This is a genomic window from Saccharomonospora marina XMU15 (assembly GCF_000244955.1).
Taxonomy (GTDB): Bacteria; Actinomycetota; Actinomycetes; order Mycobacteriales; family Pseudonocardiaceae; genus Saccharomonospora_A; species Saccharomonospora_A marina.
This window is the reverse complement of record NZ_CM001439.1, coordinates 1,936,273-1,957,686: the sequence shown is the minus strand read 5'-3', so window position 1 is coordinate 1,957,686 and position 21,414 is coordinate 1,936,273. Positions and strand designations below refer to the sequence as shown.

Genomic DNA, 21,414 nt, shown 5'->3' with positions numbered 1-21,414 from the left:
GCAGCGGGAACCGGCCTACACCAGGCTCTTCGACCCGCGCGGCCGGTTCATGTCCACGAATCTGTCGAGCGAGTCCCGCGACGGTACGGCGACCGAAACGACGATGAACAGCACTATCCCCAGGCACGTGATGAGGCCGCCGGTCTGGATGTAGGTGGGCAAAGTGATCACCTCTTGGGCGGTGAGGACGGTCGACGCGAGGTTCGCCACTACGCCGAAGCCGATGGCCACGGTGGTCGCCAGGCCCGTCGCACGCCGCCAGTACAGCCCGAGAACGAGTGGACCGAAGATGGCCGCCGCGAACGCCGCCCAGCCGATCGCTCCGAGCAGGAACACCACCTGGGACAGGTACAGAGCGAAGACCAGGGCGCAGCCGACGACGAGAACGCTTGCCAGGCGCGCCCAACGCACCTCGTCGCGAACCCGGATGCCGAGGGCACTGGTCAGATCGCGCATCAGCGCCGACGCACCGACGGCGATGAACGAGTTGGCGCTGGACATGATCGCCGCGAGCAGGCCCGCGAGCACGAATCCGGCGAACACCGGTGACACCATGTTGTCGAAGAACCAGGTCGTGGTGTTGTCGATGTTCTCCAGTTCGGGCGCTCGGCCTTCGATGGTGAGTGCCCGCGTCGACAGACCGACGCTGAGCGCGAACAGCGTCGTGACCCCGTAGGCCAGCGAGGCGACCAGCGCTCCCCATTTCAGCTCCGACGAGGAACGCAGCATCAGGAATTTGGCGATCAGCTGTGGTTGGGCCACGGTGCCCAGCACCGCCATGACGATGAACGTGTAGACGTAGGTCAACGGCTGGGACGCGTCCAGGCGTAGGAAGTCGATGTCATGGGCGGCGATGGTGTCGAGCATGGTGCCCCACCCGCCGACCGTGCTGGTCGCCACGAAGAATGTCCCGATGGACATGACGACCATCAGCAGGCCCTGCAGGAAGTCGGTCCAGGCGCCGGCCAGCATGCCGCCCGCGACGGTGTAGAGCGCCACCACCGCGGACCCGATCAGGGCGCCGACGGTGACCGAGGTGCCGAAGATCAGGCTCATGATCACGCCGGTCGCGGTGACCTGCGCGGTCATGTACGCGACGGAACCCACGAACATGGCCACCGACATCGAAAGGTGCGCCCACCTGCCCGGGTACCGGATCCGGATGACGTCGGGTATCGAGTAGACCTCGTACTCGCGGGCCAGCCGGTAAAGGCGCGACCCGAGCAGGAACCAGGAGACGGCGAACGCCAACGGAACCAGAAACGCGGCCGCCACAACGGCCTGCACGCCCCACGAGTAGGTGTTGGCGGTATGGCCGATCATTCCGAAGCCACTTTGGATGGAGGAGAACGTACCGATCGCCATCACGAAGAAGCCGAGCGTCTGACCCGCCACCAGGAAGTCTCTTGACGACTTCATGCGGGACTTGGCCCAGTAGCCGATCGCGAACATGACGGCGAAGTAGACCAGCACGATGATGACGACCGGTGTCATGCCGAACCCCTTGCGACAGCCGTGCGAGCAGGACGGACAGGGCCGCGCCTGGGACCCCGAAATCGCCTCCCATCAGCGATACTACTCAGTATTATGGGAAGGTGAGCACCACAAGTCAACGCCCGATGTGACAGGCAGCGCTCGCGTGGCGGTGCGATGATGGTGGCAATGACCATGACCGTTGGAGGCGGAAGTTGACCGGTCCCGGCGCGGACATCGACACCAAGCGGCGCATCCTGGACGCCGCCGCGGAAGCGTTCCAGGTCCGCGGGTTCGGCAGCACCACGCTCGACGACATCGCGGAAGAAGTCGGTGCGACGAAGGGGCTCATCTACTACCACTTCCGGTCCAAGTTCGACCTCTTCCTCGCCGTGTACGAGGAGGGCATGCGGCGCGTCCGCGCGAAGGTCGAACCGCACGCGGACAGCCAAGGCACCGGCCGCGAGCGACTGGTGGCCATGTCCGTCGCCCACGTGCGCAACCTGATGACCGACCTCGCCTATCACGACGTCGTGCACGAGGGTGTGCGCGCCCAGTCGTCGGCCGCGCTGAAGCCGCGCCAGCGCGAGGCACTGAAGTCCCTCAACAAACTCAGGCACGACTACGAGCAGATGTTTCGCCAGGTGGTCTCCGAGGGAATCGCCGACGGCTCACTGAGGACGATCGACGCGGCACTGGCGACCCGAACACTGCTCAGTAGCCTCAACGCCGTCGACATGTGGTACCGAAAGGCCGACGACCAGCCGGCCGAGGTGGTCGACGACCTGTCCAACCAGATCGTCGACCTCCTCATCGGCGGCCTCGCCGCCCGACCGGCCCGCGACGCGACTTGAGTTGCCACCAGGAGCCGAAGACGGAGATCGTCGCCGCAGCGGCTACTACATCGTGCATCTGGCGAAGCCACGCTGAACACCTGGTTCACGGACGCGTTCCGTGACTCGCTCCGCGGCACGATCGCTGCCGATCACGTGCGGGCTTCGCTGGCGGCCATGAAGCCGAGTGCGTACCGAACGGCGTGTCAGGTCCTCGAGCAAGCCGACGAGACCTCCATCGCCTACCGGCTCCTCGGTAGCGTGAGCGAGGCAGAGGACGCCGTCCAGGAAGCGTGGCGGCGGTTTCGGTCCTACCCGATCGAGCCGACCTCCACGAAGGCGTTCCTGTCGGTCGCGGTGTCCAGGATCGCGATCGACATACTGCGCTCCGTGCGCGTTCGGCGGGAGCAGTAGGTCGGGGATGGTTCCCGGAACCGCTGCTGGCAGATCCCTACGACCAACCGGAGCGTGCGCGGAACTCGCGGAATCCGTTTCCATGGCGGCCCTGTTACTGCTCGAGCGGCTCACTCCGCTCGAGCGCGCGGTCTTCGTACTGCGCGACGTCATCGGTTTCGGCTTCGCCGACATTGCCGCTACGGCGGGCAGGTCCGAGGCGGCGTGCAGGCAGATTCTGGTGGGGGCATGCCGGCACATGGCCGCCGGACGCGCACGGTTCGAAGCGGACCGTCGCGAACGAGACGCACTTGCCGATCGGTTCTTCGACGCCTTCCGGCGAGGTGATGTCTATGGGCTACCGGGTTTCCTGACCGCTGACGTCCGGATGATGATCGCCGACAGCGGCGGTAACGCTCCCTTGTGGGGCAACGGCATCTTCGCGCCAGGCAACGTGGCCAGGTTCTGGCCGCGATGATGACGCCGTTCGAACTGATAGGCGGGAAGGTGGAGCTGCGCGAGCTCAACGGCCAACTTGGAGCGGTCTTTCGGGACCGCCACGACCACGCGGTCAACGCGCTTAGACTGGACATCCTCGACGGTCAGGTACAGACCATTCGGGCTGTGCTCAACCCCGACAAGCTGCGGCATCTCGGGCCGGTGGCCGACGCCTGGGCGGTCCTTCGAGAGGTCAGTCAGCCCGGCCAGCCGACGAATAGGCGACTGAAGGGTTCGGCTGCTCCTAGCCCCCGCCGTCGGCAGTGAGCCGCGCAGAGAGCAGCGAATCCTCCGACCGACCTGGCGAACGGCATGAGCTTGGGCAGGAGCCGCTGTGGCGAGTGCCCTGGGCCGTGGGCTACCCGCGTCGGTCGACGCCGTTGCCGGGGCGTGGGGCTCAGTTACGCCCAACTGGCGATGACGTCGCGCCCTTGAGGGATGGCGAGGTCGAGAAGGCCGGGGAAGCGAGCGTCGAGGTCCTCGCGCCGTAGCCGATTCAGCTTCCTGGTCCCTTCATCTCGTTGGTGAATCACGCCTGCCTCGCGCAGCGTCTTGAAGTGCCCGCTCTGGGTGGACTTGCTCACCGGCAGCGCGAATGTCATACAGGCCAGCTCCCCCTCCGGCTCGACCTCGGCAAGTCGAGCGACGATCGCCAGTCGGACAGGGTCGGCCAGCGCTGCCATCACTGTCGTGAACTCCAGCTCGTGCCGCTCTGGGTGCACGAGCTTGGTCGCGGTCCTACTTGCCATGGCTTCCACCGTACCCAACATGTTCGGCGCACACGAACTTCTGTTATGTTCGGCATCTACGAACATACGGGAGGGGCACATGGCGAAGGACGCCACCGCTACCGAGGCGGCCCGGTCGCGTGATCCAGAGGAGCTGTCCGGCCGGGGCTCGCAGGCCGGTCGGGCGAGCGGCTGGCGGTTTTGGGCCACGGGTTACACGCTGCTGATCCTGCTCACCGGAACGAACCTGCCGACACCCCTGTATCGCAGCTACGCAACGAAATTCGACTTCTCGCCGTTCGTCGTCACGTCGATCTTCGCCGTCTACGTGGCCGTGCTCATCCCGTCCTTGCTGGTGGCCGGCCCGCTCTCGGATGCGGTAGGGCGACGCCGTGTTCTGCTGCCCGCTCTTGTCCTGGCGGGGTTGGGATCGCTCGGATTCGCGCTGGCAACCGGCACGGGGTGGCTGTTCGCCGCCCGCATCCTGCAGGGCCTTGCCGTTGGCGCGGCGTCCGGCGCGTTGACTGCTGCGCTCAGCGAACTCGAACCTTCCGGCAACCACCGCAAGGCCGCACTGGTCACGACCGTGGCGTCCGTTGGCGGGCTGGGCCTGGGTCCGGTGCTGGCTGGACTACTCGCCGAATACGCAACGGCGCCTGACGTGGTGCCGTTCGTCGTCGAGATCGTGCTGCTGATCCCCGCGGCTGTCACGGTCATGCGGATGCCGTCCACGCAACAACGGACCCGATGGCGACCTCGACACCCAACGATTCCGCCCACGATGCGAGCGGTGTTCGTGACCAGCGGGACAGCCAACTTCCTGGCTTTCGCGGTCATCGGCCTGTTCCTCACGCTTATTCCGACCTATGTTGCGACACTCGCGAACAGCACGAACCTGTTACTCGGCGGGGGAACCGCGGCACTGATGCTGGCCTGCTCGACCACCGTTCAGATCCTTACCTACGGACGACCGCCACGCCGCCTCCTGCTCGTTGGGTTATCGGTCCTTGCGCTGGGCCTTGGACTTCTCGTACTTGTCGGGAGCGCCCCCTCACTCGCGCTCCTTCTGGTGGCCACCGCCCTGGCAGGCATCGGCCATGGGTTGGTGTTCCTCGGCGGACTGACCACCGTCAACCACGCGGCGCCTGACGCCGGTCGCGCCGAGGTGCTCTCGAGCTTCTACGTCATCGTCTACACGGGCGTGGGCCTACCCGTCCTCGGCGTCGGCATACTCGCCACCACTGTCAGCCTCACCACGGCCGTGAGCTGGTTTGCCGGAATCGTCGCTGCCTTGTGCCTGCTCGTTGTGCTCGCGCTCAGCCGTAGCAGCTACCAGGCCGCCCGCGATCTCAGCAACTAGCTCATATCGCTTCTCGCCTGGGAAGGCCCCATGGATACCACCAAACTTGATGCCGTCTGTTCCGGCCTGCTCAACGTTTCCGAACCGATCCCAAACACAGCCGGCTACCCTGCGCAAGCGCGAGCAGATATCGACTGGAGACTGGCCACATCGTGTTTAGCGACCGAATGCTCGCTGCTGCGGCTCGTGAAATCCGCGATGGGCACGCTGCGGTCGTCGACAACCAGCCCGCGAGGGACGAGAAGGTCATTATCCGCGGCCACGCAGACCGCATCACGACGTACACAGCAGCGGAGAATCGTGCGGCTCACGACGCGTAAGAACGTACCGCTGACGTCGGAGGGCCGACGCCGGGCCATCGACGGTTGCCGCACCCCGACCATCGCGCATGTCGCGGCGGGGATGGAGATTCCCTTGCGAGCGCACCGAAGCGGTTCTAACGCAGCCGGTACTTCGGCGAGCTTGGTCCCGTACGACGGGGACACAACCGGCGCCGCCCGACGAATCGACGTTCGTGTCACAACTTCGGACCGGCGGGTGTCTTGGGTGCGGCAGTTCGCCCGTAGGCGGTGGGCTGGTGACAAGGAGGACTGGTGAACGTCATATTGTGGATAGTGACAGGGCTGCTCTCGTTGGCCTGTCTCGGCGGTGGCATCGCCGCACTGGTGCTGCCGAAAGAGCGATTTCGTGCTGTCCATCCGAACTGGCATTACGTCGATGATTTCAGTCCCGGCTTCCTCAAGGTGCTCGGCATCATCAAACTGCTTGCGGTCGCCGGGCTGCTGCTTCCACCGATACTCGACGTCGCCCCTGTGCTGGTGCCAATGGCGGCAAGTGGCCTCGTGCTACTGATGACGGGCGCGGTCACGGTACGGATCGTGCGCAAGGAATGGAGCATCGCGCTGGGAGACCTGCTGTTCTTGGGCATGGCGGCGTTCGTCGCATGGGGCAGGTTCGGCCCGGAGTCCTTCGGCGGGTGGTCCTGCGGCTGACTCTCGACGCCGACCCGAACCGATCCAGCGTTTCCGGAGATCGGTGAAGTGGCTGCGGTAGCGTGTCGCACCGAACCGACAGCTCTGAGTCTGAACGGCGAGCACGTCCAGATCCCGACGCAACTGCCGGACGCGCCACTCGTTACCGCGCCGCTTCGGCGTTCGGGCGGCCAGGTCCGATTGCCATCCGGGAGTTCTCCTCGACCTGGAACAGCCGGTGGCAGACACCGACGTTCTGGCCACTGGAGGGGTCGGCGATGTTGGTGAGGTCGCCCTTGAAGCCGTGGGCGCGGACCCACAAGCCGTGGTGTACAGCCACCGCCAGGGCCACCAATTCGGCAACGCGACGGGTAAGCAGACTTGACCAACGTTGACCACCCGGCTGACGAAGTCAATCGGATACGTGCGGCGGATAGTGAAGGTGCAGGAGGCCAAGACGCGGTTTCCCGCGATCTTGGCCGACGTCGAGCGGGGCGACGAGGTCGTCATCGCGCGCGAAGACGTCCCAGAGTTGTCGGCGTGGCAGGCAAATACCACGTCGGCTGATGCTCGACACACACGTGTTGCTGTGGGCATCGACCGAACGTGTTGACTGACCGCGCAGGTCCGCGACTTGGCCACTGATCGCCGGACGGAACGTCGTGTACGCGGCTTCGGGGTGGGAACTCGCGACCAAGAGATGCTTGGGGAAGCTGGTGCAGGCCAACCGGCACCACCTCACGCGGCTCGAAGTGGACGGCACCCCGGTCACCGACAAGCACAGCAGCCTCACGGGATCGGTGGAGTGGAACAACCGGGACCCGTTCGACCGCATGATCGCCGCGCAATGCATGGCAGTGTCACTGCTGCTGGCAACAGCCGACGAAGGGTTCCAGACGATCCTCGCTGTGTCACCGGTCAGCTCATGATCCGTGCGTGAGTGTCGGTACGAGTACGAACCATCACCAGGACGGTCTTCGCTCGCGCCAACCCCTCGGCCAGCGGCCAACCTGCGGAGCGAGCGGGAGGCTTTGCCGCAGTTCAACGCACGCGAGCCGGGTCGGACTCGAACCAGCGGCCAAGGGATTATCAGCGAAGATCCACTCAGCCCGGTGCGAGCGCCGACGCTCCCCCACGGTCTGCGCCCCCGCACGGAGACCGTTCGGACTCGCCGGACAAGGTCAGCCCGACGGATCGGCGCACATCTGGTCGAGTAGTCGCCGGACCGCGGCCACCAGCGGTGGCAGGTCGTCGGTGACGGTCGCCTGGACGATACTGTGCGCGGTGTCGAAGTACCGGTGGGCGAGATGGTCTCGCATGCCCGCCACGTCCACCCACGGAATGGTCGACTCGTGGGCCAGCACCGCGGGATCGATGGCCTTCACCGCGTCCCCGATCTCGATCAACCGCACCCGCACCGCATCGAACACCAGTCCGTCTTCAAGACCGCCACGCCGGGTATGGCTCGCAATGGCCTCCGCGGCCGCGAGAATATCGAGCAGCCGCTGATCGTCATGCCGACTCACAGCGTGATCGCCTCACCGAGCACCTCGGCCCGCACCGCCGGCTTCAGCGTTGCCGCAGGCACCACGTCCACCCCGACCCCCAGCAGCTCGGTCAGCTCCCGGCGCAGCCCGGCCAAGGCCACCACACCCACGCCCTTGTCCAGATCGACCAACAGGTCGATATCACTGGTGGCGGTGTCCTCGCCGCGGGCCACGCTGCCGAACACCCGCACATTCCGCGCCCCCCGCGCGGCGGCGATCTCCAGCACCGCGCGCCGGTGCCGCCGCAACCGCCGACCCAACCGCGTGTCCGGAAGCCCGAACCGATCCCGCGGCGGCGGGACAAGCTCCACCGACAACCCATGGCCGGTCGCCTCGATCAACCGCGCCAACGTCGGCAAACTCGGCTCCCGCCGCCCCGACTCGTACGCACTGATCATCGGCTGCGCCACTCCCGCACGCCGCGCCAGATCCGTCTGCGACAACCGCGCCCCCCGCCGCGCCCGCCGCAACATCACCCCCGCACTCTCCACCACACCAGAACCCTATCACAGATCGTTTATGTCGACACGGTCACCCGCTCGCCGCAGGACGCCTGCCTGGGTGATGTTCATCGTCGGGCATCCGGCGCTGCTGTACTGGTGTACAGCCGGGGTGGCGCGGCGGTGAAGGCGGCGCCGTTCCGCTTGCTGGGTGTGTCGCTTGGCGGGCTGGTGGCCCAGCACATCGCCGCACCAGGCGGCGGGCTGGTCGACTGGGTGGGTTTCATCGACACGGTCGCCTGCTACCCGGACGAACTGCGGCGGATGTGGCGGGATCGGTCCGCCGCCGTGCTGGAGGCCGGCCCCGGCCACTATGTCGAAGCCACGCTGAACACCTGGTTCACCGACGCGTTCCGTGGCTCGCTCCGCGGCACGATCGCTGCCGATCACGTGCGGACTTCGCTGACGGCAATGAAGCCGAGTGCGTACCGAACGGCGTGTCAGGTGCTCGAGCAAGCCCACGAGACTCGCCGGTTGAGCAGCATCGGGGTTCCGACCCTGGTTGTATACGGCGAGCAGGACGCGGTGGCGTTCCATGACGCGGTGCACACCTTCGAATGACTCGTTCCCGAGGTGGAGACTGTGTGGCTTCGTGGCAAGCACGCGGCCGCCATCGAGGACAACGTCGCCTTCGGTCGCGCCGTCGAGGACTTCGGCGCGAGCGTAGCGGCCACGCACGGCGCATAGGCGGGGAACGGTCCGCAGGGATACCCGCCGGTGCGGACGAGCAGGTTCGACTCGTCATAGGTGCGTTCAGTAAGGGGCGAGTTCAGGTGGTGGAAGCATCCGTTTCGAGGAGTTCGGTGAAGACTTCGCTGGGTTTTTTCCAGTTGTGAATCTTACGGGGTCGGTCGCTGATCTAGGCGGCGACGGCGGCGAGGTAGTGGGGGTCGCTGCCACTCTCGACCACCGTGACGGGCCACCTCACGCGACACGACCGACCGATCCGCACAGCGATTTCCTTGTATTCCAACGACTCCGCCAAGCCACGGGAGATCTCCTCCCGATCGGCCAACGTCAACATCCTGTGCACGACAGGGAATCCTTCCCCACCGAACACCAAGATCAGATGCTACGACCCTCTGAACCTGCCAGGTTCAGCCGCTCACGATCCAGCCATGCGCCCCGAGTCCGACGCCCGGTGGCGCCAGATCAACCCGGAACCAAGGCCGGCGGTCGGCTGCTGAACACAGCGGTGGTTGTCACCTCCACTTCGGTTTCGGCGATGACGCGACGGGTGAGCGACGTAGCCGGAGGACGACGAGACCGAGCAGGGCTGCGGTGTAGCCGCAGAGAACGGCGAGCCCGGCCCACCCGGGCAGCGGGTAATAGCCTGCCGATGGCGCGTAGTTGGCGACTACCTGCGGGAACTCCTCCCTGGTCTGCTGGACGGCGAAGCCCGCGGCTGGGGTCAGGCGCAGCAGCCAGTCGGCCACGGTTTCGGGCAGGAGCGGGAGCGCGGCCATGATGTAGGGGACGACGATCGCGGCGATCGCGACGAGGCTCACCACCCAGGCACGTCGGAACAGTGCGCCGAGGGCGAGCGTGAAGAGGGCGGCGACGGCGACCAGCCCGGCTACGCCGACGATGACCCGCAGTTCCGTGAGCGTGGACACCGGACGGACATTGCCGCCGTTGGCGCGCAGCATCGCCACGCCGACCGGTAATGCCACGCCCGCGATGGCGAGCCCGGTCAAGAATGTCACGACACCGATGACGGCGGATTTCACTGTCAAAGCCCGGGCGCTGAGCGGTAAAGCGCCAGTCGTACTGGGTCGGTGCCCTCGGGTCATGAACCGTGCCACCACGATGATCACGATGGTCAGGCCGATGGCCAGGCCGATCAGGGTGTCCTCGACGTCGTAGCCGCCGACGGTACCGATCGGCCCGATATCGCCGGACCCGGTGACGATGAACGTGCCGTTCGACGTGACGAGTCCGGGCGCCCGATGCTCGCGCTCCCACTCGGTGTGGCCCATGTCGCCCACCGGCTCGCCGCGCCATGCGGCGTCGGCCACGCCGCTCAGGGTGACGTTGTCGAAGGTGGCGGTGGCCTGCGTGAAGCGCACCTCCGAGGCGCTCGCCCCAAGGCCGGTGGGCCTGAGCGTAAGGTCTCCCGGAGACGCGGCGAACAGTCCTACCTGGACCGTCTCGGAAAGCCCGGCGAGATGAGCCGTGCCGACCTGCGTCCAGTGGGCACCGTCGGCCGACTCGTAGCCGGTGACGGTGTCGCCGGAGCGGGTCAGCCGTAGCCAGCGCGGTGCCTGTGGCGACAGGCCGCCGGGGCGGCCGGCCGTGTCGTGGACGTAGTCGGACTGCATCCGCACACCGTTGCCGCCGGTGACCATGAGCGCCGCGTAGGAGGAGCCCTGCGTGACACCGTCCTTGATCATGATGCCCGCTTTCGCCCACGGCACGAGACCGGGCACGATCTCGTCGTGGTTCGGCGGCGGGTAGGTGATGATGCCCGTCATCGAGGTCATCCGGACGGTGATGCTGCCGTCGCCGGCGAGTGGCCGGTGCCCGAAGTAGAACGTGTCGCTCACCGCTTGGCCCCGCGGTCCCACCGGGTCGGTGGGACAGGCGACCTCGACGGTCCCTTGGCTGCAGGTGGAGCGGTTGCTGAACGCGAAGAGCAGTCCGAACAGGATGACGACCACCGCCGCGACAGCTAGCGCGACGATCCGGCCCCGACTGCGGAAGGTAAGCCACTCCTGGCGCGCCGCCGCGGTGAAACGTTGGTTGATTGATTGCACGCGTCCGTTCTACGGACCGGGCCCTAACACCGTCCGAACCACCGCTGTCATGCCGCTGTTAGGTCCCATACGGCATCCTGGAGGCCGCATACCGGGGAGAGGACATGGACAAGCTACGGCGTCTGACGCGACAAGCGCGGACAGTACGACTGCGATTCACCCTCCTTTACGTCGGCCTGTTCCTCGTGTCCGGGATCGTTCTGCTGGTGCTGACCAACCTGCTGGCCGGGGAGCGAGTGGCCGTGACCGCGCCGGTGCGGTCTCCGCCCGCCGAGCAGACCAGCCTTGCCGCCGCGCAGGAGCTCATCCACGGACTGCAGGCCCAGCTGTCAGAGATGGAGGCGGCGCGGTCGCATCAGCTGCTGGCCGGCTCGTTGATCGCGCTCGCCGTGATGGTCGTGGTCTCGGTGGTACTGGGCGGGATCGTCGCCGGCCGGGTGCTGCGCCCGCTGCGGACCATCACCGCGGCCACGCGGCAGATCTCCGCCGAGAACCTGCACGAGCGGCTAGCAGTGCCGGGCCCGGCCGATGAGGTCAAGGACCTCGCGGACACCATTGACGACCTGCTGGAGCGACTGGAGGCATCCTTCGCCGCCCAACGCCGGTTCGTGGCCAACGCCTCGCACGAGCTGCGCACCCCGCTGGCGACCATGCGGGCGTCGTTGGACGTCGCCGTGGCGAAACCCCGAGCCTCAACCCAGACGATCACACTGGCCAACCGGTTCCGCACCGAACTCGACCGGGTCGACCGCCTCCTGGAGGGCCTTCTCGTCCTCGCCCGTGCGCAGCACGACGTGCTCGACGACGAAACTCCGGTCTCACTGCGTCATCTGGCGTCCGCGGCCCTGACAGCACGCGCCACCAACATCGCGGAGAAGAACCTGACCCTCGACGACGGCGACCTGCGGGACACCGCCTCGATCCACGGCAGCCCCACACTGCTGGCTTGCATGGTGGACAACGTCATCGACAACGCGATCGTGCACAACCAGAACGGTGGCTGGATCCGGGTCGCAACGGAAGACGAGCACGGCACCGTGGCACTCGTCGTGGAGACGAGCGGTGCGGTTCTCGACCAAGAGCACGTCGACCGCCTCACCCAGCCGTTCCAGCGACTCGTCGCCGACCGGACCGGATCGGAGCGCGGCTCCGGACTTGGCCTGTCGATCGTCGCGGCCATCACCGACGCCCACATCGGCCGCCTGCAACTGCACGCACGACCGGCAGGCGGGCTGCGCGTCGTCATCTCGTTGCCACGGACCGCGGAACGAGTTCCGGCATGAGGATCCTAGTGGTCGAAGACGCACGCTCACTGGCCGATGTCCTGGCCGAAGGCCTCCGGGACCAGGGCATGGCCGTCGACATCGCCCACGACGGCGTGGCCGCCGCCACCAAACTCGACCTCAACCCCTACGACGTGATCGTGCTCGACCGCGACCTGCCCGGAATCCACGGGGACACCCTTTGCCAGCTGATCACCGAGCGAGAGGACCGCGCGATGGTCCTCATGCTGACCGCGGCGGGTTCCCCCGGAGACCGGGTCAGCGGCCTCACCCTCGGAGCCGACGACTACCTCGCCAAGCCCTTCCACTTTCCCGAACTCATCCTGCGAGTACGTGCGCTAGCGCGCCGACGCCCAACCGCCCGCGCCCGCACCTTGCGCGGGGCAGGCATCGAACTCGACCCCGCACGCCGCACCGCCACCCGCGACGGCCGGCAGCTCGACCTCTCGGTCAAGGAATTCGCACTCCTGGAAGCCCTCCTACAGGCCAGCCCGGACTACCTCAGCACTGAGAACCTGCTCGAACGGGTCTGGGACGAGAACACCAACCCGTTCACCAACACCGTCACCGTCACTATCGGCAGGCTGCGCCGCAAACTGGGCAAACCCGCGATCATCACCACCTCGCACGGCGTCGGTTACCGCATCGCCGATCCGGCCGACCACGCTGACCGAAGCGGTCAAGCGGACCCACCCAAGACGGCCGACGCTGGACACGGCCGATGACAAAGCACGACAGAGTTCGCGCAATGCCACAACTGACAAGGCTCCATCGGTAACCCCTCAGGAGGCGAAGCCACAGGTCAAACGAACCGGAGGGCTACCGATGCTACGGTCGAGTGGGCCGGGCGGGGCTCGAACCCGCGGCCAAGGGATTATGAGTCCCCTGCTCTAACCTACTGAGCTACCGGCCCTGACCGGGTGGATCCGGTCGCGCGGTCCCTGATGTCCCGCTTGTCGCACTATATAGCTCCGCCGCTCTCCCCTTTCGATCGCCACACCCTGCCCCTGTCCTAGCGACGAAACTCGAACTTGTCGTTGACAAGATTCCCCTCGCGAGGCAATCTATCCAGTGACAAGTTTTGACCGGAACGGGAGCGCTCATGGGCCCGCTGCTCGCCCTCGTCGGCACCACGTTGCTGCTCATCGTGGTCGGCAGACGTCGCTGGCACGTCGCGTTACGCGGCGGACTCGCCGTCATGTTCACCATGACCGCCACCGTGCATTTCGTCGCCTACCGCGACGATCTGATCGCGATGGTGCCGCCCGCCCTCCCTTCGCCGAGCCTGCTCGTGACCGTTACCGGCATCCTGGAATTCGTGGGCGCACTGGGCCTGCTGCACCGGCGCACGGCCGGATGGGCGGCGGCCGGGTTGAGCCTGCTGCTACTGGCGATGTTGCCCGCCAACATCTACGCGGCGCTGGAAGGGCTCACCCTCGGCGGCGACCCGGTAACCCCGCTGCTGCCCCGAATCCTGCAACAGTGCCTGTACCTGGCCGCCACGCTCGCCGTACTCCACACCTACCGTCCACTCCGGACGAGGCACCGGGCAACCGTGGGATAGTCAGACCCACACGACCTCCCCGTGGGCCGTCACCGACGGCTCGTTTCCGGCCTCGGTGAACGCCGACAGCGCCCGCACCAGACCGTGCCGCGCCTCGGCAGGCATGCGCTCGACGATCCGGCTCACCTCTGCCCGCCTGCGCTCGGTGACGGCTCGAACGACCGAGGCACCGACCTCGGTGAGACCCACGAGCAACTCCCGCCGGGAATCGGGATTCGCCTGCCTGCTGACCAGCCCGCTGACCACCAACCGGTCCACCATCCGCGTCGCCGTCGACGGGTTGACCCCCAGTTGCTCGGCCAGTGTCGTGAGTTTGCTGCGCCCGCGGCTTTCCAGCACCACAAGCAGCCGGAACTGCGGGATCGTGATGGACTCGTCGACCGCCGCGATCGACCGGGCCGAAACCGCCACGAGCAGCCTTGATGCGGTCAGCACGGCATCGGTGATCGTGTCGACATCCTCTGACATGCCTCCGTTGTACAGCACCACCACTACTGCCGCACTGGACAAGTGTTGCACAATGCAATTGTGTCTCGGACCTTGATCTGGTTGCGGCAAAGCTCGTCAGGGTTGGCCACGCTCTCCGTCGTGATCGGCGCGGCGGCGGGCCTCGGTGCGATCGTGTTCCGCTGGCTGGTCGGATCGTTCACGTGGCTGTTCTCGGGTCACGCCGACTACTCCGTGGCGGGCGGCGAGGCGCACCCGTGGCTGCCCGCACTCGGCCCGTGGTTCCTGCTGCTCGCGCCCGCCCTCGCCGGCCTGCTGTACGGCCCACTGGTACACCGCTTCGCCCCCGAAGCACGCGGGCACGGTGTCCCGGAAGTGATGTACGCGGTCGCGGCACGCGGCGGCGAGATCCCGGGCAAGGTGAGCGCGGTAAAGGCAATCGCTTCCGCGCTGTGTATCGGATCCGGCGGCTCGGTGGGCAGGGAAGGTCCGATCGTGCAAATCGGCTCGGCGTTGGGGTCAGCCTTCGGGCGGGCGATGCGGCTGCCCCGTTCCCGGCTGCGTGTCCTCGTGGCCTGCGGCGCGGCAGGTGGCATCGCGGCCACCTTCAACGCACCGCTGGCGGGACCGTTCTTCGCGATGGAACTGCTGCTGCGCGACTTCGCCGCGGAATCGTTCGGCGCGGTGGTGCTGGCCAGCGTCACCGCGAGCGTCGTCGGCCGGGCCGTACTCGGCGACGAGGCGTTGTTGAACCTGCCCAGCTTCACCCTGCACCACCCGCTGGAGTACCTGCTGTTCGTCGTGCTGGGCGCGCTGATCGGCGCGATCGGCGTGCTCTTCGGCCATGTGCTGCACGCGGTGGAGCTGCTGTGCGATCGGCTATGGCGAGGACCGGAATGGCTTCGCCCCGCCGTGGGCGGCGTCGCGGTAGGCGCGCTGCTGTTGGTGCTGCCGCAGCTGTACGGCGTGGGCTATCCGGTGCTGCAGAACGCCTTGAGCGGCGAGTACCTGCTGGGTTTCCTGCTGATCCTGCTCTTCGGAAAGATACTGGCGACCAGCCTCACCATCGGGGTCGGCGGTTCGGGGGGCGTGTTCGCGCCGTCACTGTTCATCGGTGCGATGGGCGCAACGGCCTTCGGCATCGTGGTACACACCTGGCTGCCGCAACTGACCACCGCCCCTGGCGTGTACGGGCTGATCGGCATGGGCGCCGCCTTCGCGGGCGCGGCACACGCACCGATCACGGCTGTGATCGTGCTGTTCGAGCTCACCGGCCAGTACACGATCATCCTGCCGCTCATGACCGCGGTCGTCGTGGCAACACTCGTCGGCAGGGCGCTGTCGGCCGACACCATCTACACGCGAAAACTGCGCAAGCGCGGCGTCGAGATCGAGGCCGGCGCGGCACCCGAATCCGCTCAACGCCTACCCTGATCGGGTTGCACGAGGCGAGAGGATGTTCCGTGAGCGAGGTCGGTGATCTCCTGGCGGGCCGTTACCGGCTGCGTCGGCATGTCGGCACCGGGGCTATGGGCATCGTGTGGGAGGCCGCCGACGAACGACTCGGCCGCACGGTCGCGGTGAAGCAACTACTGATCCAGCCGGGGCTCGACGCCGCGGGCGCGGAGGAGGCGCGGCAACGGGCGATGCGGGAGGGCCGCATCGCCGCACGGCTGCATCATCCCAACGCCATCGCGGTGCACGACGTCGCCGAGGACGCAGGGCTTCCGTTGCTGGTCATGGAGTTCTTCCCGGCGCGCACACTCGCCGACGTGCTGGCTCGCGAAGGCGCGTTGAGCCCCGCGGCCGCAGCACGGGTAGGCACGCAGGTCGCCTCCGCGCTGGCGGCGGCACACCGCGCGGGCATCGTGCACCGCGACGTCAAACCGGCCAACGTGCTCATCGGCGAGGACGGCACGGCCAAGCTCGCCGACTTCGGCATCTCGCACGCGGGCGGCGACATCTCGGTGACCAGGGCGGGCGTGGTCGCGGGCACCCCCGCATACCTGGCACCGGAGGTCGCCAGGGGGCAGCAACCCAGCACGGCCTCCGACATGTACTCCCTCGGCGCGACCGTCTACGCGGCCGTGGAGGGCTCGCCGCCGTTCGGCGACGACGAGACGAACCCGCTGGGAGTGCTGCATCGGGTCGCCGCGGGCGTGGTGGCGCCACCGAGCCGAGCGGGTGCGCTCACCCCACTGCTGCTCGGCATGCTCGCCGACGACCCGCGGCTGCGCCCCACCGCCGAGCAGGCTCGCGAATCCATGCGGGCGATCGCCTCGGGACAGGCTCCCGATCTGGACCACACCCAGCCGATACCGGCAGTGCCAGGCCCGCCCACGCAGGCGGTGAGCCGCGCCAACGCGGGCGGCACGCGCCTGGACATGAGTCCGGCCGCCGGTCACGAGCCGGCGCGGCGGCGGACCAAACCCTGGACCTACGCCGCGGCCGCGGTCGGCGCGGCACTGCTCGTGACGATCCTGCTCGTGCTGACCAACGGCGACGAAGCACCGCCCAACGCCGGCGCCCAGCAGCCGACCACCACCGCACCCACCTCCACCACGAGAACGCTCACCCCTGCCGAGATGGAGGCCGTGGTGGCCGACTTCTACGCGCAACTTCCGGACAACCCGGACGCGGCCTGGGCACATCTCGGCCCCGAGCTTCGAGCCGAGGGCCGCGACGACTTCGACGCGCGCTGGGCACGGGTCAAGCAGGTCACCGTGGTGTCCGCCCCCCGCTCCACCGGCGACGACACCGTTCATGTCGGCGTGGAGTTCGCCATGCGCGGGGGCGCCACGATCACCGAGTTCCACCAGTTCGAACTGATGGTGCTGGACAACGCCGTGGTCATCGGCACCGACACCTTGCTGCACCGGCAACGCAGCGCGCCACCCGAGTCGGACAAGGACGAGGACAACAAGGACGAGAAGAAGGGCAAGGGCGAGACCGACAAGAAAGGCGAGGACGACAAGAAGGGCGAGGACAACTGAGCGGTCGCCCGCGGGCGTCCACGGTAGCTCGACACAACCTCCGAGATTGTTGAACAATCCTCTCGTTGTGCTAAGTTGTTGAACAACTAGCGGCTCAACGGGCGGAGCGTTGGATGCGAGTTCACCCCTACGGCGAGCAAGCTCTTCTGGTCGACGTGGCCGACTTCGAGACCGTTCTCGGACTGCATGCCGCTCTCACCGAGAACCCTCCGGCAGGGGTGACCGACCTCGTGCCGGGCGCCCGCACCGTGCTGGTGTGCTACGAGCCCTGGGTGACCGACGCCTCGACGCTGACCCGGCGGATCCAGGCGACCACACCAGTCGCTGTCGAGCCGCCCGAGGGCGACCTGGTGACCCTTCCCGTGGTCTACGACGGGGAGGACCTCGCGGAGGTGTCACGGCTGACCGGCCTCGACATCGACGAGGTGACCGCCGCACATGCGGAACCGGAGTACGTCGTGCGCTTCGGCGGGTTCGCCCCCGGCTTCGCCTACCTGACCGGCCTGGACCCACGGTTGCACGTGCCGAGAAGACCGAACCCCCGTCCGGGCGTGCCCGCGGGTGCCGTCGCGATCGCCGACGCCTACACCGGTGTCTACCCGCAGACCGCGCCCGGGGGGTGGCAACTGCTGGGACGCACCGATGTGGCGCTGTGGGACCCCCACCGGCGGCCGCAGGCCCTGCTGCGCCCCGGAGCGCGGGTGCGTTTCGACCCGGTCACACACCTGCGAACCGACGTGTCCACATCGAACGGATCGCGGCCGACCGCGGGCACGCCCGTTCCCGGCGATTCGGTGATCGAGGTCGTCGAAGCCGGTGGCATGTCGACCGTGCAGGATCTGGGCAGGCACGGCATGGCACAGCTGGGGATCGGGCATGCTGGTGCGGCCGACCCTCGCTCGGCCAGACTGGCCAACCGGCTCGTCGGCAACCCCGACGGCGCCGCGTGTCTGGAGCTGACGTTCGGCGGGCTCGCACTGCGGTTCCACCGCGCGGCCAGGGTCGCCGTCACTGGCGCCCCGTGCCCCATCAGCCGCGAGGGCTACGGCGAAGCGATGAACACGCCCTTCGCCGTGGCGGCGGGCGAGCAGGTGGTAGTTGGCAAGCCGGCCACGGGAGTACGTACCTACATCTCCGTGCGCGGCGGAATCGGCGTGCCACAAACGCTCTCGTCGCGCTCGACCGATGTCCGGGCAGGCTTGGGTCCCACACCGCTGACCGCGGGGGACGTGCTCCCCATCGGCACCGACCAGCTGCGGCACCAACGCGCCTACACCACCGCCCCGGTTGCCGATCCACCGAGCAGCAGCCTGATCGTGCGCATCACCGCCGGGCCACGAGCGGGCTGGTTCGCGCCCGATGCGTTGGACATCCTCCAGGACTCCACCTACGTCGTCTCGCAGGACAGCGATCGAACGGCCGTCCGGTTGCGAGGACCTGCCCTGCGGCGATCGATTCAGCGTGAACTCCCCAGCGAGGGAATGGTCCCCGGCGCCATCCAGGTCCCGCATTCCGGCCAGCCGCAGCTTCTGCTCGCCGACCATCCGGTGACCGACGGCTATCCCGTGCTCGCCGTTGTCACCACCGAAGACCTGCCCGTGGTGGCGCAGGCCAGGCCCGGTCAGCACGTGTCGTTCCAGGTCGTGAACTGAGCGTCTCCCCCGCTGTCCTCACTGTACTGAGCGCGGGCGAGGAGGCTGCCGTACCGCTGCCGTGGCAGCCGGTTTCGCGCCGTTGATCTGCCTGCTGACGTGCGAGAACGTGGGCGAGTGGCCGGTTTTCGTTGTCAGAGAGGTGTAAGCGGCGACCGGGACAATTCTTGCCATGGCGACAGGGAAGGTCAAGTGCGGAATCTGCGGCGACGGCAGTGGCTGGCTGCTCGAGACCGTGATAGACGCAGAGAACGGTCTGGTCACCTCGCGCGAGGTGCCGTGCGACGCGTGCCTCGTCCACTCCCGACCCGCTGCGGGCAGGCAGATCCGGCACCACAGCGGTATCCGGGGTCGCGCGATGTCGTGGCTACGCAGGCGAGTGGGTTCGCGGGCCTAGCGGCCGAACGCCGGGCTCAGCCTCGCTCGGCGCGTCTCACACCCTCCGTGGTGAGGCGAGCGCTCACCCGATCGCCGAATCGACCGGCACGCTGCTGGCAGATGAGTCCGTCACGGACGAGCCCGCGAGCGCCGAACTGATCACACCACGCGACACCGTCCACAAAGAAGTCCGGCGCGCTACCACAGGAAAGCTCCACCCGGCCGGCAGCCACGGCACGCAGCAGTTCCCTGTCCCGATTCGTCAGATCACGACGTGAGGCGGCTTCGGGCATGTCCGGCTTCCTCCAAACTGCTCGGTGGATCAGGCGGCGCGCGCGGCGAGCGCGTCGAGTGCGACGAAATTCAGGCGCTGGCCCGGCCTTGCCTGTGCGGCCTTGTCGAGATCGGCGGCCAGCACCGTCGCGATGGCGGGAAAATCGCCCAGCACCGGGTGGTTGACAAGGGACAGCGTCGGTTTTCCCGAAGGCGGGACGAGCAGACCGCCTGCCACCAGCCCCTCGCTGGGCAGATCGCCGTGCCGAACCCGGGTGAGGGCGGGACCGTCGAGCCGGACGCCGATCCGGTTGGTCTCCGAGGTGACCACATAGGACTCGCTGAGCAGTCTCTTCAACGCGGACCTGGTGAACCAGCTGTCCCGCGGACCCGGGACGACCCGCAACACCAGGTCGTCGGTGTCGAACCGCTGCGACGGCCTGCCTTCCATGGGCCGGATCGCGGGTTCGGAGCCGACCGGCAGTCGCGCCCCCGGCGAGAGCGGAGCGGGACCCAGCCCGGACAGCAGGTCGGTAGATCGGGAACCGAGGACTGGCTGGACGTCGATGCCGCCACGCACGGCCACGTAGCTGCGCAGGCCACGCCGGGCGATTCCCAGCCGGAGGATGGCTCCAGCCGCGAGGTCGAGCAGCGTGTTCATGGGCTGCGGGCGCCCGCCTGTGGTGACCTCGCACGGCGCGCCCGTGACGGCCACGGCGACGGCACTGCCCGCCCGCAACTCCAGACCACCCAGCGTGACCTCGATGGCGGCGGCATTCTCGTCGTTGCCGACCAGCCGGTTGGCCAACCGCAGCGATCCGCGGTCGGCCGCGCCGCTTTCCCCCACCCCCGTAGCGGCGTATCCCGGTCTTCCGAGGTCCTGGATCGTCGACAAAGGACCGCTCTGCAAGATCTCCAATGCCGCACTCACCATGTCTCCTGGTTCTCTTCTCTCCTTGGCTACCTGCCGCCCGGGCCGCTTCAGTTCGAGACCGCGACCGTTGCGGGAGCGAACGGCTTCAGCCGCACCCCACCGGCGGTGAGAGCGGTGCGGACCTCGTTCGCGATCCCCACCGCGCCGGGACTGTCGCCGTGCACGCAGATCGATCCGGCGCGAACGACAAGCTGACTGCCGTCGATCGCCTCGATGGGTTCGCCCCGCGCGATGCGCAGGCACCGCCGCGCGATCTCCTGCGCATCGTGCAGCACCGCACCGGGCTGCCTGCGGGAAACCAGCTTCCCGTCCGGTGTGTAGGCCCGGTCGGCGAACGCTTCGTGCACGGTGCGCAGTCCCGCCTGTTCGGCCCAGCCGAGCCAGTCGGCACCGGCAAGGCCCAGCACCACCAGCGAAGGGTCGTACTGGCGCACCGCCTCGATCACCGCCTGCGCCTGCTCCTCGTGCTCGGCGATGGCGTTGTAGAGGGCACCGTGCGGCTTCACATAGGTCACCTCGGTGCCCACCACGCGCGCCAGTCCCGACACCGCACCGATCTGGTAGATCAGGTCGTCGATCAGTTCGACGGGGTCCATGTCGATGAACCGGCGCCCGAAGCCCGCCAGGTCGCGGTAGCCGACCTGAGCGCCGATCGCCACCCCGTTCTCGGCCGCCTTCTCGCAGGTCCTGCGAATCGCGCCCGGGTCTCCCGCATGGAAGCCACAGGCAACGTTGGCGCTGGTGACGATGTCGAGCAGCGCCGCATCGTCACCCAGCGTCCAACGTCCGAAGCCTTCCGCGAGGTCCGAATTGAGATCCAACGGTCGGTCC

Annotated in this window: 25 protein-coding genes, 1 tRNA gene and 1 pseudogene; 15 read left to right on the top strand and 12 right to left on the bottom strand. The window is 67.6% G+C overall.

Annotated elements, in window-relative coordinates; genetic code table 11:
• Positions 1–15: 15 nt before the first annotated feature.
• The gene (locus SACMADRAFT_RS09275; RefSeq protein WP_009153546.1) at positions 16–1,494 is read right to left on the bottom strand and encodes a sodium:solute symporter family protein; all 1,479 of its coding nucleotides are present in this window, start codon (positions 1,492–1,494) and stop codon (positions 16–18) included.
• Positions 1,495–1,688: 194 nt separating this feature from the next.
• Here SACMADRAFT_RS09275 and SACMADRAFT_RS09270 point away from each other — a divergent pair, with 194 nt between their 5' ends.
• The 4 genes from SACMADRAFT_RS09270 (at position 1,689) to SACMADRAFT_RS30800 (ending at position 3,464) form a co-directional block, all read left to right on the top strand.
• Entirely contained in the window at positions 1,689–2,327 is a 639-nt protein-coding gene (locus SACMADRAFT_RS09270) for a TetR/AcrR family transcriptional regulator (RefSeq protein ID WP_009153545.1), read from the top strand.
• A gap of 156 nt (positions 2,328–2,483) precedes the next feature.
• Positions 2,484–2,720 (top strand): sigma factor, encoded by a 237-nt coding sequence (locus SACMADRAFT_RS30810; RefSeq protein ID WP_232285567.1) that lies wholly within the window; start codon positions 2,484–2,486, stop codon positions 2,718–2,720.
• A gap of 82 nt (positions 2,721–2,802) precedes the next feature.
• A complete protein-coding gene (locus tag SACMADRAFT_RS30805; RefSeq protein WP_232285566.1) occupies positions 2,803–3,177 on the top strand; it encodes a sigma factor-like helix-turn-helix DNA-binding protein in 375 nt (124 codons plus the stop codon).
• Positions 3,174–3,464 carry a hypothetical protein gene (locus SACMADRAFT_RS30800; protein WP_232285565.1) on the top strand — a complete coding sequence of 97 codons (291 nt, stop codon included), beginning with the start codon at positions 3,174–3,176 and terminating at the stop codon, positions 3,462–3,464. The genes SACMADRAFT_RS30805 and SACMADRAFT_RS30800 overlap by 4 nt, the downstream gene beginning before the upstream one ends.
• Before the next feature lie 134 nt (positions 3,465–3,598).
• On the opposite strand, the gene SACMADRAFT_RS09260 is transcribed toward SACMADRAFT_RS30800, so the two are convergent.
• The gene (locus SACMADRAFT_RS09260; RefSeq protein WP_040926233.1) at positions 3,599–3,946 is read right to left on the bottom strand and encodes an ArsR/SmtB family transcription factor; all 348 of its coding nucleotides are present in this window, start codon (positions 3,944–3,946) and stop codon (positions 3,599–3,601) included.
• Positions 3,947–4,025: 79 nt separating this feature from the next.
• Between SACMADRAFT_RS09260 and SACMADRAFT_RS09255 the strand changes: the two genes are divergently transcribed.
• Complete coding sequence (locus SACMADRAFT_RS09255) at positions 4,026–5,285, top strand: MFS transporter (protein ID WP_009153543.1); 1,260 nt, start codon at positions 4,026–4,028, stop codon at positions 5,283–5,285.
• A 593-nt stretch (positions 5,286–5,878) separates the two neighbouring features.
• Positions 5,879–6,277, top strand: coding sequence for a DoxX family protein (locus SACMADRAFT_RS09250; RefSeq protein ID WP_009153542.1), 399 nt, complete (start codon positions 5,879–5,881; stop codon positions 6,275–6,277).
• A 142-nt stretch (positions 6,278–6,419) separates the two neighbouring features.
• Here the strand turns inward: SACMADRAFT_RS09250 and SACMADRAFT_RS09245 are convergent, their stop codons facing one another.
• The gene (locus SACMADRAFT_RS09245) at positions 6,420–6,596 is read right to left on the bottom strand and encodes a hypothetical protein (RefSeq protein ID WP_009153541.1); all 177 of its coding nucleotides are present in this window, start codon (positions 6,594–6,596) and stop codon (positions 6,420–6,422) included.
• A 364-nt stretch (positions 6,597–6,960) separates the two neighbouring features.
• Here SACMADRAFT_RS09245 and SACMADRAFT_RS30330 point away from each other — a divergent pair, with 364 nt between their 5' ends.
• Positions 6,961–7,185, top strand: a complete 225-nt coding sequence (locus SACMADRAFT_RS30330; protein ID WP_198285946.1) for a PIN domain-containing protein — start codon at positions 6,961–6,963, stop codon at positions 7,183–7,185.
• Between the two features lie 252 nt (positions 7,186–7,437).
• On the opposite strand, the gene SACMADRAFT_RS09230 is transcribed toward SACMADRAFT_RS30330, so the two are convergent.
• Positions 7,438–7,782, bottom strand: a complete 345-nt coding sequence (locus SACMADRAFT_RS09230; RefSeq protein ID WP_009153540.1) for a HepT-like ribonuclease domain-containing protein — start codon at positions 7,780–7,782, stop codon at positions 7,438–7,440.
• The gene (locus SACMADRAFT_RS09225) at positions 7,779–8,297 is read right to left on the bottom strand and encodes a helix-turn-helix domain-containing protein (protein WP_198285945.1); all 519 of its coding nucleotides are present in this window, start codon (positions 8,295–8,297) and stop codon (positions 7,779–7,781) included. The genes SACMADRAFT_RS09230 and SACMADRAFT_RS09225 overlap by 4 nt, the downstream gene beginning before the upstream one ends.
• A gap of 129 nt (positions 8,298–8,426) precedes the next feature.
• Here SACMADRAFT_RS09225 and SACMADRAFT_RS09220 point away from each other — a divergent pair, with 129 nt between their 5' ends.
• Complete coding sequence (locus SACMADRAFT_RS09220) at positions 8,427–8,864, top strand: alpha/beta hydrolase (protein WP_157617223.1); 438 nt, start codon at positions 8,427–8,429, stop codon at positions 8,862–8,864.
• Positions 8,865–9,193: 329 nt separating this feature from the next.
• Here SACMADRAFT_RS09220 and SACMADRAFT_RS29880 read toward each other — a convergent pair.
• Together SACMADRAFT_RS29880 and SACMADRAFT_RS09215 are read right to left on the bottom strand one after the other, a co-directional pair.
• A pseudogene (locus SACMADRAFT_RS29880) lies at positions 9,194–9,327 on the bottom strand (IS30 family transposase); the annotation flags it as partial.
• Positions 9,328–9,505: 178 nt separating this feature from the next.
• A complete protein-coding gene (locus SACMADRAFT_RS09215; protein WP_009153537.1) occupies positions 9,506–11,059 on the bottom strand; it encodes a DUF1349 domain-containing protein in 1,554 nt (517 codons plus the stop codon).
• Positions 11,060–11,244: 185 nt separating this feature from the next.
• On the opposite strand from SACMADRAFT_RS09215, the gene SACMADRAFT_RS09210 reads away from it, so the two are divergent.
• Positions 11,245–12,342: a sensor histidine kinase gene (locus SACMADRAFT_RS09210; RefSeq protein ID WP_232285564.1), complete on the top strand. Its 1,098-nt coding sequence runs from the start codon at positions 11,245–11,247 to the stop codon at positions 12,340–12,342.
• Positions 12,339–13,067, top strand: a complete 729-nt coding sequence (locus SACMADRAFT_RS09205; protein WP_009153535.1) for a response regulator transcription factor — start codon at positions 12,339–12,341, stop codon at positions 13,065–13,067. Before SACMADRAFT_RS09210 ends, SACMADRAFT_RS09205 begins: the two co-directional genes overlap by 4 nt.
• A gap of 114 nt (positions 13,068–13,181) precedes the next feature.
• Here the strand turns inward: SACMADRAFT_RS09205 and SACMADRAFT_RS09200 are convergent.
• Positions 13,182–13,255, bottom strand: a tRNA-Ile gene (locus SACMADRAFT_RS09200).
• A gap of 189 nt (positions 13,256–13,444) precedes the next feature.
• On the opposite strand from SACMADRAFT_RS09200, the gene SACMADRAFT_RS09195 reads away from it, so the two are divergent.
• On the top strand, positions 13,445–13,906 hold the full coding sequence (locus SACMADRAFT_RS09195; RefSeq protein WP_009153534.1) for a DoxX family protein: 462 nt from the start codon (positions 13,445–13,447) through the stop codon (positions 13,904–13,906).
• On the opposite strand, the gene SACMADRAFT_RS09190 is transcribed toward SACMADRAFT_RS09195, so the two are convergent.
• On the bottom strand, positions 13,907–14,374 hold the full coding sequence (locus tag SACMADRAFT_RS09190; protein WP_040926228.1) for a MarR family winged helix-turn-helix transcriptional regulator: 468 nt from the start codon (positions 14,372–14,374) through the stop codon (positions 13,907–13,909).
• A 60-nt stretch (positions 14,375–14,434) separates the two neighbouring features.
• Between SACMADRAFT_RS09190 and SACMADRAFT_RS09185 the strand changes: the two genes are divergently transcribed.
• The 4 genes from SACMADRAFT_RS09185 (at position 14,435) to SACMADRAFT_RS09170 (ending at position 19,395) form a co-directional block, all read left to right on the top strand.
• Positions 14,435–15,787 carry a chloride channel protein gene (locus SACMADRAFT_RS09185; protein WP_232285563.1) on the top strand — a complete coding sequence of 451 codons (1,353 nt, stop codon included), beginning with the start codon at positions 14,435–14,437 and terminating at the stop codon, positions 15,785–15,787.
• Between the two features lie 29 nt (positions 15,788–15,816).
• Entirely contained in the window at positions 15,817–17,346 is a 1,530-nt protein-coding gene (locus SACMADRAFT_RS09180; RefSeq protein WP_009153531.1) for a serine/threonine-protein kinase, read from the top strand.
• A 113-nt stretch (positions 17,347–17,459) separates the two neighbouring features.
• Positions 17,460–18,998, top strand: coding sequence for a 5-oxoprolinase subunit B/C family protein (locus SACMADRAFT_RS31260; protein WP_009153530.1), 1,539 nt, complete (start codon positions 17,460–17,462; stop codon positions 18,996–18,998).
• 172 nt (positions 18,999–19,170) lie between these two features.
• On the top strand, positions 19,171–19,395 hold the full coding sequence (locus SACMADRAFT_RS09170; RefSeq protein WP_009153529.1) for a hypothetical protein: 225 nt from the start codon (positions 19,171–19,173) through the stop codon (positions 19,393–19,395).
• 16 nt (positions 19,396–19,411) lie between these two features.
• On the opposite strand, the gene SACMADRAFT_RS09165 is transcribed toward SACMADRAFT_RS09170, so the two are convergent.
• Genes SACMADRAFT_RS09165 through SACMADRAFT_RS09155 form a run of 3 tightly spaced genes read right to left on the bottom strand, consistent with a single transcriptional unit; the run spans position 19,412 to position 21,404 of the window.
• Positions 19,412–19,669 carry a hypothetical protein gene (locus tag SACMADRAFT_RS09165; RefSeq protein WP_009153528.1) on the bottom strand — a complete coding sequence of 86 codons (258 nt, stop codon included), beginning with the start codon at positions 19,667–19,669 and terminating at the stop codon, positions 19,412–19,414.
• A 29-nt stretch (positions 19,670–19,698) separates the two neighbouring features.
• On the bottom strand, positions 19,699–20,580 hold the full coding sequence (locus SACMADRAFT_RS09160; RefSeq protein WP_009153527.1) for a 5-oxoprolinase subunit C family protein: 882 nt from the start codon (positions 20,578–20,580) through the stop codon (positions 19,699–19,701).
• 50 nt (positions 20,581–20,630) lie between these two features.
• Positions 20,631–21,404: a LamB/YcsF family protein gene (locus tag SACMADRAFT_RS09155; RefSeq protein WP_009153526.1), complete on the bottom strand. Its 774-nt coding sequence runs from the start codon at positions 21,402–21,404 to the stop codon at positions 20,631–20,633.
• Positions 21,405–21,414 lie beyond the last annotated feature (10 nt).